General features: G+C 71.2%; 10 protein-coding genes. All 10 read right to left on the bottom strand.

What is annotated here, in order from left to right:
- Positions 1-26: 26 nt before the first annotated feature.
- The 10 genes from ACFSDF_RS09115 to rsmI all read right to left on the bottom strand — a co-directional run bounded on the left by ACFSDF_RS09115 (position 27) and on the right by rsmI (position 11,736).
- The gene (locus ACFSDF_RS09115) at positions 27-1,784 is read right to left on the bottom strand and encodes an ABC-F family ATP-binding cassette domain-containing protein (protein ID WP_167001678.1); all 1,758 of its coding nucleotides are present in this window, start codon (positions 1,782-1,784) and stop codon (positions 27-29) included.
- 63 nt (positions 1,785-1,847) lie between these two features.
- Positions 1,848-2,765 carry a 4-(cytidine 5'-diphospho)-2-C-methyl-D-erythritol kinase gene (locus tag ACFSDF_RS09110; RefSeq protein WP_377157197.1) on the bottom strand — a complete coding sequence of 306 codons (918 nt, stop codon included), beginning with the start codon at positions 2,763-2,765 and terminating at the stop codon, positions 1,848-1,850.
- A gap of 9 nt (positions 2,766-2,774) precedes the next feature.
- Entirely contained in the window at positions 2,775-3,632 is an 858-nt protein-coding gene (gene rsmA, locus ACFSDF_RS09105; RefSeq protein WP_208322819.1) for a 16S rRNA (adenine(1518)-N(6)/adenine(1519)-N(6))-dimethyltransferase RsmA, read from the bottom strand.
- An 8-nt stretch (positions 3,633-3,640) separates the two neighbouring features.
- Complete coding sequence (locus ACFSDF_RS09100) at positions 3,641-4,747, bottom strand: resuscitation-promoting factor (protein WP_167248940.1); 1,107 nt, start codon at positions 4,745-4,747, stop codon at positions 3,641-3,643.
- 156 nt (positions 4,748-4,903) lie between these two features.
- A complete protein-coding gene (locus ACFSDF_RS09095; protein WP_208322269.1) occupies positions 4,904-5,749 on the bottom strand; it encodes a TatD family hydrolase in 846 nt (281 codons plus the stop codon).
- Positions 5,746-7,596, bottom strand: a complete 1,851-nt coding sequence (gene metG / locus ACFSDF_RS09090) for a methionine--tRNA ligase (protein WP_377157194.1) — start codon at positions 7,594-7,596, stop codon at positions 5,746-5,748. Before metG ends, ACFSDF_RS09095 begins: the two co-directional genes overlap by 4 nt.
- A gap of 23 nt (positions 7,597-7,619) precedes the next feature.
- A complete protein-coding gene (locus ACFSDF_RS09085) occupies positions 7,620-8,798 on the bottom strand; it encodes a hypothetical protein (RefSeq protein ID WP_167001667.1) in 1,179 nt (392 codons plus the stop codon).
- Positions 8,795-9,622 carry a hypothetical protein gene (locus tag ACFSDF_RS09080; RefSeq protein WP_377157192.1) on the bottom strand — a complete coding sequence of 276 codons (828 nt, stop codon included), beginning with the start codon at positions 9,620-9,622 and terminating at the stop codon, positions 8,795-8,797. Before ACFSDF_RS09080 ends, ACFSDF_RS09085 begins: the two co-directional genes overlap by 4 nt.
- A complete protein-coding gene (locus tag ACFSDF_RS09075) occupies positions 9,615-10,799 on the bottom strand; it encodes a hypothetical protein (protein ID WP_167001663.1) in 1,185 nt (394 codons plus the stop codon). Before ACFSDF_RS09075 ends, ACFSDF_RS09080 begins: the two co-directional genes overlap by 8 nt.
- 112 nt (positions 10,800-10,911) lie before the next feature.
- Entirely contained in the window at positions 10,912-11,736 is an 825-nt protein-coding gene (rsmI, locus tag ACFSDF_RS09070; protein WP_167001660.1) for a 16S rRNA (cytidine(1402)-2'-O)-methyltransferase, read from the bottom strand.
- Between the last annotated feature and the right edge of the window lie 36 nt (positions 11,737-11,772).

The following is an 11,772-nucleotide window of genomic DNA, read 5'->3' as shown; positions in this document are numbered from 1 at the left end:
AGAAAATCTATCTTTCTGGGTGATGATCAACCTAACACGTCCGCGATATCGAGCCATGACGCCTCCAGCTCGTCGCGCTCTTCCACTATCCGCGTCAGCCGCTCCTGCTGCTCGGACAGCTTGCCGACGTCTGTCGCGTTCGCCGCCATCTCGGCCTCGATGACCGCGCTCTGCTCGGACAGCCGCGCCAGCCGCCGGTCGATGCGCGCGAGCTCCTTCTGCGCGGCGCGCTCCTCGGCCCCCGAGAGAGTCGAGCCCTTGGTCGCGACGGGCGGCGGCGATGCCGCTGCGGCCGCAGTGCCTGCGCGGGTACGGGACGCGAGGTCCTGCGGCCGGTATGCGTCGATGCCGCCGACGAGCATCCGTACAGACCCGTCCCCGGGCAGCTCGTACACCGTGTCCGTGACCCGTTCGAGGAAGTAGCGGTCGTGCGAGACGACCACCAGTGTCCCCGGCCATCGGTCGAGATAGTCCTCGATCACCGTCAGTGTATCGATGTCGAGGTCGTTGGTCGGCTCGTCGAGGAGCAGCACGTTCGGCTCCGAGAGCAGCAGGCGCATCACCTGGAGGCGCCGCCGCTCACCGCCCGACAGGTCGCCGATCCGGGACGTGAGCAGGTCGCCGGTGAACCCGAAGCCCTCGAGCAGCGAGGTCGCCCGCAGCTCGGACCCGCTGACGGAGTCGAGCACCCGCACGGTCGGGTCGAGCTCGTCGAGCGCCTGCGAGAGGTAGGCGACCGAGATCGTCTTGCCCCGCTTGACCCGGCCCCGGTCGGGATCGAGCGTCCCGGTGAGGAGGCGCATGATCGACGTCTTGCCGGTGCCGTTCGGGCCGACGAGCCCAACCCGGTCGCCGGGACCGAGGCGCCAGGTCGTGTGGTCGAGGATCGTCGCGGTCCCCCGGGTCAGGCTCACATCCTCCAGGTCGAGCACGTCCTTGCCGAGCCGCTGCGTCGCGAAGCGCTCGAGCTCCATGCGATCACGCGGCGGCGGCTCGTCGGCGATGAGCGCGTTGGCGGCGTCGATGCGGAACTTCGGCTTCGACGTGCGCGCCGGAGGACCGCGGCGCAGCCAGGCGAGCTCCTTGCGGACGAGGTTGAGGCGCCTGCTCTCGGTCGCCGCGGCCTGACGGTCACGCTCCGCACGCGCGAGCACGTACGCCGCGTAACCGCCGTCGTACTGGTCGACGACACCGTCGTGCACCTCCCACGTCCGGGTCGCAACCTCGTCGAGGAACCAGCGGTCGTGGGTGACGACGACGATCGCGCACTCGCGGTTGCGCAGGTGGCGCGCGAGCCACGCGATGGCGTCGATGTCGAGGTGGTTGGTGGGCTCGTCGAGGACGAGCAGGTCGTGCTGGCCGAGGAGCAGGCGCGCGAGCGAGGCGCGGCGACGCTCTCCACCCGACATCCCCTCGATGAGCCGGTCGAGCGGCACGCCGGCGAGCAGGACCGTGACGACCTCACGCGTGTCGGGGTCCGACGCCCACTCGTGGTCGGCCTTGCCACCGAGGACGGCCTCGCGGAGCGTGTGTGCCTCGTGGAGCTCGTCGGTCTGGTTGAGGAAGCCGACCTCGAGGCCCCGTACGTGGGTGACGCGTCCGGCGTCGACGGGCTCGATGCGCGAGAGCACCCGCAGGAGGGTGGTCTTGCCGCCGCCGTTGCGGCCGACGACGCCGATGCGGTCCGAGGCGCCGACCCCGAGGCTCACGCCGTCGAGGAGCGTACGGGTCCCGTGGGTCTTGTCCACCCCGTCGAGATTCACGAGGTTCTGGGGCGGGGTCACCCTGCAAGCCTACGAGGCGGCCGTACGCGTTCTCGCGGCGCGCCGGTCCGGGCGGTGAACCGCTCAGATCAGATGTGCGCCGGGCTCGGGTCCTGTGGCCTGGACGGCGTCGACGCACACGCCCTCGGCCAGCAGCATCCGCGCGAGCTGGGCGGAGTGGTCGGCGTCCTCCGCGAGGAGCATCACCGTCGGGCCTGAGCCGGACACCAGCGTCCCGAGGGCGCCGCCCTGCTCGCCGACCGCCAAGACGTCGCGCAGCTCCGGCCGGAGCGCGAGCGCGACCGGTTGCAGATCGTTGGACAAGGACGCCCCGACCCCGACGGCGTCGCCCGCCGCGAGCGCCGTCAGGAGCGTCGGGGGGACCTCGGGCATCGGCGGCGGAGCGTCCACGTGCCGCGCGTCGTAGCCCGCATACACCTCGGCCGTCGACAGACCATGGTCGGCGATCGCGAAAACCCAGTGGAACCGGCCGCGCGCGAGGACGGGGCTGACCTCCTCGCCGCGCCCGCCGCCGAGCGCGGTGCCGCCGTGGAGGAGGAACGGCACGTCCGAGCCGAGGCCCGCCGCGATCTCCTCCAGCTCCGCCCGCGACGCACCCGTCCCCCACAGCGCGTCGCAGGCCACCAGCGCCGCGGCGCCGTCGGCCGACCCTCCGGCCATCCCGCCCATCACCGGGATCACCTTGCGGATCGACAGCGCGGCGCCCGACTTCACGCCGAAGGCGTCCCGGAGCGCGAGCGCCGCCTTGACGGCGAGGTTGTTCTCGTCGGTCGGCACGGGCGCCTGCTCGCGCCACCCGTCGCCGTCGAAGTGGACCTCGACGCTCACGGAGTCGCCGTCGACCTCGGTCGCCCGGACCTCGTCGCACAGGTCGACCGCCTGGTAGACGGTCGCGAGCGGGTGGTAGCCGTCCTCCCTGCGGGGTCCTACCCCGAGCGAGAGGTTGATCTTGGCCGGCACCCGGACGGTCGTCGTACGCACCGCAACAAACTACCGGGAGGGCGTCACGTCGTCGCCGAGCGCACCGGCGATCGCGACGAACGCATCAAGATCGAGCGTCTCGCCGCGTGCCTGCGGCGAGACGCCGGCCGCGACCAGCGCCGCCTCCGCCTGCTCGGCGCCTCCCGCCACGCCCGACAGGGCGGCCCGCAGGGTCTTGCGGCGCTGCGCGAACGCGGCGTCGATGACCGCGAACGTCCGCGCGCGGTCGGCACCGGTCGGCGGCTCGCGCCGCGTCCATGCGACGAGGCCGGAGTCGACGTTGGGCGCGGGCCAGAAGACCGTACGGCCGACGCGTCCCGCGGGGCGCACGTCGGCGTACCAGCCGGCCTTGAGGCTCGGCACCCCGTACGTCTTCGACCCCGGGCCTGCGGTCAGCCGGTCGGCGACCTCGGCCTGGACCATGACGAGGCCGCGCTCGATCGTCGGGACGTGCTCGAAGAGGTGCAGCAGCACCGGCACCGAGACGTTGTAAGGCAGGTTGGCGACGACGGCTGTCGGTACGGGACCGGGAAGCTCCCGCACCTGCATCGCGTCCGCGTGCACGACGTCGATGTCGCCGGTGCGCTCAGGCGCGTACGAGGCGATCGTCGCCGGGAGCGCCGCGGCGAGCCGGCCGTCGACCTCGACGGCCACCACGTGGCGTACCTGCTCCAGCAGCGCCAGCGTCAGCGACCCCAGGCCTGGCCCGACCTCGAGCACGACGTCGTCGGCGTCGACCCCGGCCGCGCGGACGATGCGCCGCACGGTGTTGGCGTCGATGACGAAGTTCTGGCCACGCTTCTTGGTCGGGACCACATCGAGCTCCTCGGCCAGCGCACGGACGTCACCGGGTCCGAGGAGCCTCACTGAGCCGCTCAGCGTGGGAGGCCCAGCTGCGAAGCGCAGTGCGGCCACGAGCCGTAGCCGCCGCCGTTGGCGTCACGCAGCTTGGTGGCGACGGCGATCTGCTGCTCGCGGGTGTTCTCGTGCGGGTAGCCCTGGCCCCCGTACGCACGCCACGTCCCGAGGTTGAACTGCAGGCCGCCGTAGTAGCCGTTGCCGGTGTTGATGCTCCAGTTGCCGCCCGACTCGCACTTCGCGAGGCGGTCCCAGACCGAGCCGTCGCCGGCGTCGAGCGACGGGGTGTCGGGCTTGGTGCCGTGGCGCTCGACCTGCGCGCGCGCCGGGACGAGGACCACGGTCTTGATCGCCTTGCGGGAACGGACCTTGCCGTCGGCGCGGACGATCTCGTACGTGATGCGGGCCGAGCCCTTCTTGCCCTTGCGGACCACCTTGGTCTCGCCGGCCGCCATGTCGTCGTCCTCGCGGACCTTGGTCTTGAAGGCGACGTCCTCGGTCTTGGTGCGGACGACCTTGGCGATGCGCACGACCCGGACGCGCATGCCGGCGGTGAGCGTCGCGGACGGCTTGGGGGTGACCTCGTCGTGCTCGCCGAGGGTGATGCCGAGCCCGTCAAGCGCCTCGCGGACGGTGTCGCCCGCGGCGAAAACCGTACGACGGGTGCCGTCGGCGACGAGGCGGATCTTGTGCGGGCTGGTGATCGACATCGTCAGGCCGTCGCGGGGCACGCTCGCACTGCGGCTCGTCGAGAGCTCGGCGGCGGCGTGCGGACGGATCCCCAGCTGCTCAAGCGCCTCGTCGACGCGCAGGGCGGTCGTCCAGTAGGTCTTGGCCTCACCGTCGACGGTGAGGAGGAGCTGACGGGCATAGCGGACAGCGACCTTCGTGCCGTCCTTGATGCCGGATCCGACCGACGGCGCGACCACGTCACGCTCCCCGAGGTCGATGCCCTCGGCGTCGAGGACGTCGCCGACGGTGCCGCCGAACGTCCGGACCTGGGTCTCCTTGCCGTCGACGCTCAAGGTGACGGTCTTGTTGAACACGGTGAACGCCAGGACGCCGGCGACGATCGCGGCGACGATGACAGCGCTCACGGTGGTGACTGCGAGACGGGTACGCACGAGGCTCCCTCGGGGGTCGGGACACAAACTCTCGGCAGAGTAACCAGATCGTGACCTGAAACCCAACCCCCGTGATCTCGCTCACGCTCCACCGGGAAACTTACCGCGTTGTGGTTCACCGGTCACGCGTGGGCCCTTCAGGCCCCGCCGCGAGGGTCAGCCCCAGGTGCCCCCGAAGGCCGCGTCGGTGTTGGCGTCGATCGCGTCGCAGAGCTCGGCCAGATCGACCTCGAGGACCTGCGCCATCGCCCGTACGGTCGTCGGCACGAGGTAGGAGGCGTTCGGACGGCCGCGGTACGGCGTCGGCGTGAGGAACGGCGCGTCGGTCTCGACGAGCACCTGGTCCAGCGGGGTAACGGCGAGCGCGTCGCGTACGGGCTGGGCGTTCTTGAACGTCAGCGTGCCCGAGTACGACAGCCAGAAGCCGCGCTCGACGCAGGCCTTTGCGAAGTCGGCGTGCCCCGAGAAGCAGTGCATGACCGTACGCTCGGGCGCGCCGACCTCGTCGAGCACGGCCAGGACGTCCGCGTGGGAGTCGCGGTCGTGGATCACGAGCGTCTTGTCGTGCTTCTTGGCCATCGCGATGTGGGCACGGAACGACTCGTGCTGTGCGGCACGCCCCTCCTCGCCCGTACGGAAATAGTCGAGGCCGGTCTCGCCGACCGCCCTCACCCGCGGGCTGGACACGACGAGCGACTCGATCTCGGCGAGGGCGTCGTCGAGCTGCCCGTCGGCGGCCAGGCGCGGAGCCTCGTTGGGGTGCAGCGCGACACCGGCGATGATCGCGTCGTGGGCCTCGGCGACCTGAACCGCCCACTTCGCGCCGGGCAGGTCGCAGCCGATCTGGACGATCCGTGGGACGTTGACCGCGCGGGCGCGGTCGAGGGCGTCGAGCACCGACAGCTGCTCGGCCGAGTCGTCCATGTCGAGGTGGCAGTGGTTGTCCACCACCGGACGCGGCAACGGCTCCGGAAGCGGTGGCCGGTCTCCGGTCGCACTCACGCGGCGCCCTCGGGCTCGGCCGGGGCGGTGACGATCGGTGCCCACTCCGGGCCGGTCTCGCCGAGGGACGGGTCGAGCTTGGTGAACAACGGCGACGGCTTCACGAGAGGCGTGCCGGCGACGATCTCCGTACGACGCCACACGGCCTGCTCGACGGTGTAGTCACCGGTGATCACCAGGTAAGGATGGCCGAGCTCGGGGATGCCGACGCCGATCGGGTCGGCGGGGAGGTCGTCGATCACCTCGTGCACCTCCGGCTGCGCCGCCCACACGCCGGCACCGCCGAGCGTCTCGAAGACGCGCTGCGCGGCGTGCGGCAGGAAGGGCGTGAGCATCGTGTTGGCGTCGGCGACGACCTGGAGCACCGTGTGGAGGACAGTGGCCTGACGCTCCCGGTCGTCCTTGAGCTTCCACGGCTCCATGTCGGAGATATAGCGGTTGGCGGCCGTGACGACGCGCATCGCCTCGCTGATCGCCTGCTTGAAGCGGCTGCGCGCGAGGTGGGCGCCGACCGTGTCGAACCCGGCGGCCGCGACGTCGAGCAGCGCCCGGTCGGCCTCGGTCAGCGGACCCGGCGTCGGGATCTCGCCGAAGTTCTTGTGGGCCATCGACACCGAGCGGTTGACGAGGTTGCCCCACTCGTTCGCGAGCTCGAAGTTGGTGCGCCGCACGAACTCCTCCCACGTGAAGTCGGAGTCCTGGTTCTCAGGGCCGGCGACCGCGATGAAGTAGCGCAGCGCGTCTGGGCCGTACTCGCGCAGGAAGTCACGCACGTAGATGACGGTGCCGCGGCTCGTCGAGAACTTCGACCCGCTCATCGTGAGGTACTCCGAGGAGACGACCTCGGTCGGCAGCTCGAGCTCGCCGAGCGGGCCCGGCTCACCACCCTTGTCGCCCAGACCGCGGTAGCCGAGCAGGAGCGCCGGCCAGATCTGGGAGTGGAAGGTGATGTTGTCCTTGCCCATGAAGTAGGCCGACTCGGTCTCGGGGTCGAGCCACCACTCGCGCCACGCGCCGGGATCACCGGAACGCACCGCCCACTCGACCGAGGCCGACAGGTAGCCGATCACGGCGTCGAACCACACGTACAGCTTCTTGTCGGCGCGGTCGGCCCAGCCCTCGAGGGGAACCGGGACGCCCCAGTCGATGTCACGAGTGACCGCACGGGGACGCAGGTCGTCGATGAGGTTGAGGCTGAATCGCAGGACGTTGGGGCGCCAGTCCTCACGCGACTTGAGCCACTCGGCCAGCGCCGACGCGAGCGCGGGGAGGTCGAGGAAGAAGTGCTCGGTCTCGACGAACTCGGGAGTCTCGCCGTTGACCTTGCTGCGCGGGTTGATCAGGTCGGCCGGATCGAGCTGGTTGCCGCAGTTGTCGCACTGGTCGCCGCGCGCGCCGTCGTACCCGCAGATCGGGCAGGTGCCCTCGATGTAGCGGTCGGGCAGCGTGCGTCCGGTCGACGGCGAGATCGCCCCGGTGGTGACCCGCGGGACGACATAGCCGTTGCGGTGCAGACCGGCGAAGACCTCCTGCGCGATCGCGTAGTGGTTGCGCGTCGTCGTGCGGGTGAAGAGGTCGTACGAGACGCCGAGGCCGGCCAGGTCCTCGACGATGACCCGGTTGTAGCGGTCGGCGAGCTCGCGCGCGGTCGACCCCTCGGCGTCGGCCTGCACGAGGATCGGTGTGCCGTGCTCGTCGGTGCCCGAGACCATCAGCACGCGATCGCCCATCATGCGGTGGTACCGGGAGAAGATGTCAGAGGGAACTCCGAACCCGGACACGTGACCGATGTGGCGCGGGCCGTTGGCGTAGGGCCAGGCGACCGCGGTGAGGACCGTTTTGGACATGGACCCCATCCTACGGAGCGCGCTCAGCGCGCGGCGCCGCGCCCGCGTGGGCGGACGAGCCGCGTGACGATCATGCCGGGCGTCGTCCGCGCAAAGCTGCGCGCAGCGCGCTCGAGGCCAAGGCTGTCCCCCTGCTGCGCGGCGTCGATCGCACCGGCGAGGGCACGCGCCGCGAGGTCCGCCGGGACGTCGACGGTCTTGCGGATCTTCTCCGGCGTGTCCGCGGTGGGCGGCGGGACGATCAGCGTGTCCAGGTCACCAACGACGCCGACACCGCTCGCCCGCAGCGCCGCGACCATCTCCGTGCTCGTCTCGTGGAGCTTCTCCACCGCCCACCGAGGCAGGACGACGCGAGGGGCCGCAGGGTCGGGCGCCACTCCCTTGAGCGCACGGGTGACCCCCATCCGTACGAAGCGGCGGTAGTCGGCCGGCTCCCATCCGCGCCCGCGGAACTCGGCGTTCAGCGCCCGTACGATCTCGACCTCGGGCAGCGTGAGGGAGCGGTTCTCGCGATCAGACTCCGGCTCGAGGATGCCGTCAGGAGCGCCGACCATCGCCTCGAAGGTCCGCAGCAGCGCCGTACGGTCGGAGTCGTCCACCACGACGACGCGAACGCGATCCGGCCCCAGCGCGTCGCTCCAGCGCTGGACGAGGAGATCGTGGCGATGGCGCAGCCAGAAACCTGAAGCGTCCGGGTCGGGGGTGGCGAGAGTCCTGCGCAACCACCGTCGGAACGGTGCAACCGCGCCGTTCTGGACGTACTGCTGCCACTGCGACGGCACGATCCGGTCCAGCCTGCGGAGGGTCACGACGACGTGCAGGCGCTCGGCGTCGAGGTCGCTCAGCGTGCGCGCGACGGCTTCGCCCCTGGCGTCGGCGAAGAACTCGCTGGAGACGACGACGCGTCCGTGCGCTGGCACCGAGGCGACGAACCGCGTCCAGTCCCGGAAGTCGAGCGGCGGCTCGCCGGTCATCGGTCCGTGACCGGTGAGCGCGGTGACTGCCTGGATCGGCGTGCGGGAGCGTCCGGGATAGCTCACGGCGTACGGGGCCAGCGCGTCGCGCGCGACGAAGAACGCGCTTTGCACGGCTGTGGTGCCGGTCTTGTGCGGGCCCACGTGAAGGAGGAGGGCGTCGTCGGGCAGGAGGATCTCGGATCGGTCAGATCCTGCCGCGCCCACCTCGGTTCCTCCCTCGCTCACGCCGGTCGCTCACCTGCCACACTGCCCGTGCGCGACTTGCGCAGGAGAGCGACGAGCTCACGCCAGCTCAGCTCCTCGGCTCGACGCCAGACTGCATGGCCCGCAGCGACCTCAGCCGGGTCGACCGTCGCCTCGATCGTCGCGACGAGGACGTCGGCGCCGGCGGCCGCGGAGACCGCCCGCGGAACCACGCCGTCCCCTGAAGGACCGCGCTTGTCGACGTCCGCGAGATTGCCGGTGACGCTCGCGTCCGCTCCTCCGAGCGCGTCGACGAGGCGATGCGCGGCGACGACCACGTGCTCGGGGACACCGAGCGCAGCGCCCTTGGGCTGGCGTCGGGGCCACACGGTCGCGGCGAAGTACTGGTCGAACACGTCCTGCCCCCAGCCCCGCTTCGCGTACTCGCTCCGAGTGGCCTGCAGGAGCGCGGCGGCGTCCGCGGACGGCGGACGCCCCGCCTCGACGACCACGACGTGCACCTTCTCGGCAGACCCGACGGCGCCGACGAGACGCTCGAGGAGGAGGTCCGGCCGGTTCCAGACGGTTTGTGCGTCGTCGGCGAACATCTGATCCAGCCACGCCGTGTACGGGGTCTCGTCACCCGCCAGCGCGTGCGAGGCCCAGCGATGAGGCACGAGGTCTGCCCAGCTGCCGACGACGAGGGTCACGGCCTGTGGGCGTCGCTCCCCCGCCGCGCTCTCGATCAGCGTGTCGAGGCTCGCCAGCTCGTCGCCGAGCGTCACGTCGGTGCTGGCGGCACCGACCGCTGCGGGGAGCGTGGCGTCCTCGGTGCCAGGAAGGCGGACGATCCACGACTCAGCCACGTCGCACCGCCTTCAGCTTGCGTGCCGCGCGCCGTCCGAGCGTGTGCACGATGTCGCGGCGGGTGAGCGCCGCACCGTGACGGACGTTCTCCGGGAGCGCGCCGACGTGGTCCTCAGGATCGCTGAACAGAGGGATCGGCGGTTTCGCCAGGCCGGCCTTGACCACTCCGCTCGCGGCGAGCGCGACCACCTCGGCGAGCACCGTCCCCGGCTCGAGCTCCGTCGGGTTGGCGGCCTGGTCGGGACGTCTGGGCACATGCAGCACGTCGAGGTCGCCGATGACCCTGAAGCCGGCCTCGCGGATGGCGGCGATCTCACGCTCCGCGCGCTCGGCCAGCGGGGCGAACGCCCACTCCGGAGTGGCGACGTTCGGATCGTCGGGGTTGCGCGGAAGCGTCTTCATCGAACGCGAGGCACCGAACCGGATGTAGCGCTCGTGCACCTCACCGCGCCACTTCGGCGGCGTCACGATCTGGTTGAACCGGCGCAGCATCTCGACCTCGCCGCGTGAGAGCGAGCGGTTCTCGCCGCCGGCAGCAGGCTTGAGCAGCCCAGGGGTCAGGTCGAGGAGCTGCTCGAAGGTCCGGGACAGGAAGTCGCGGTCGGTCTCGTCCACCACGACCAGCGTCATGTTCTCGGGCCCGACCACGTCCGCCCAACGGTCGGTCAGGTCGGCGTTGCCGTGCTGGAACCAGAAGTCGTGCTCGGGGTCGTCGATCACGTTCTTCAGCCAGGGGTCGAAGCCGCTCTTGAGCCCGCCCATCACCGACTGCTGCCACTTCGACGGCAGCATCTTGTCGTAGCGACGGAGCATCCGGACGACGTGCACCCGCTCGGGCCCGAGGTCGGCGTAGAGGCGCTCGATCGCCGGTGCGTGCGCGTTAGCGAGCGACTCGCAGCTCAGCACCACACGCTGGTCTCCGGCGCGGTGGATCTCGGCGACGAGCTCCTCCCACACGCTGATGTCGGCCGGGGTGTGGCCACGACGGCCCTTGGCCCCCGTGAGGGCAATGACCTCGCGGTACGGCTGGATCCCTCGCCCTGCGTAGTGGACTCCCTCGTCGGCGACCTGATCGCGCCGCGTGTGGAAGGCGTGCTGAACGGCTGTGGTCCCCGTCTTGTAGGGGCCGATGTGGACGAGTCGCGTCCCGGGGGCAAGGGGCTGAATATCCTGCATGGCTGCTTTCGTTGGGATACCTTCGCACCTCGGCGGCGAGGGCTTCGCACGTGAAGTCGATTTTGTTCGCGGTGGGCGAAACACGATACTACCGGCCCACGGAGCACCGCCCTCAGTGGTGGACGAGCTCGAAGACCGCGCGCCGCCTGACCCCCGTCTCGCGGGCGACCTCCGCGATCGCGTCCTTGCGCGACAGCCCTGACCGCTCGCGGTCGGCCACCATCGCGCGCAGGGTCTCCTCGTCGTAGGAGCGGGGTGAGGCCCCCTCGACGACGATCGTGATCTCACCCCGGACGCGCTCCTCCTCGCCGGGGCGAGCCCACACGAGGAGCTCCTCGAGGGTGCCGCGCCGCACCTCTTCGTACGTCTTGGTCAGCTCGCGGCAGACCGCACCACGTCTGTCCCGGCCGAGCGCAGCCGCCATCGCCTCGAGCGTCTCGTGGGTGCGGTGCGGCGACTCGAAGAAGACCATGGTGCGCGGCTCGTCGGCCAGCGCGGCGAGCGCGCGGTCGCGTTCGCCCGTCTTGCGCGGGAGGAAGCCTTCGAAGGTGAACCGGTCCACCGGCAACCCCGAGACGGCGAGCGCGGCCAGGGCGGCCGACGGGCCCGGAGCCGTCGTGACGTCCAGCCCGGCCTCGACCGCCGCGGCCACGAGGCGGTAGCCGGGGTCGGAGACGCTCGGCATGCCCGCGTCGGTGACCAGCAGCACCGTACGGCCGGCCTCGAGGTCGGCGACCAGCTCCGGCGTACGGCGAGCCTCGTTGCCCTCGAAGTACGAGACGACGCGTCCGCTGATCCGTACGTCGAGGTCGGTCGCGAGCCGCCGGAGGCGCCGGGTGTCCTCCGCCGCGACGACGTCGGCGGTCGCGAGGAGGTCGCGGAGCCGGGACGAGGCGTCCGCGGGGTTCCCGATGGGCGTGGCGGCGAGGATCAGCACCGGCCCAGCGTACGGGCCCGCAACACGGCTCCCCGA

Origin of the sequence: Mumia zhuanghuii (genome assembly GCF_042681565.1) — a bacterium.
Taxonomy (GTDB): Bacteria; Actinomycetota; Actinomycetes; order Propionibacteriales; family Nocardioidaceae; genus Mumia.
Note: the sequence above shows the minus strand (reverse complement) of the source record. Positions and strands in the feature narration are given on the sequence as shown.

What these genes read in the sequence shown, in the direction of transcription:
- metG (WP_377157194.1), bottom strand. Translation starts at nt 7,596, where the DNA reads ATGTCCAAAACGGTCCTCACCGCGGTCGCCTGGCCCTACGCCAACGGC.
- ACFSDF_RS09075 (WP_167001663.1), bottom strand. Translation starts at nt 10,799, where the DNA reads ATGCAGGATATTCAGCCCCTTGCCCCCGGGACGCGACTCGTCCACATC.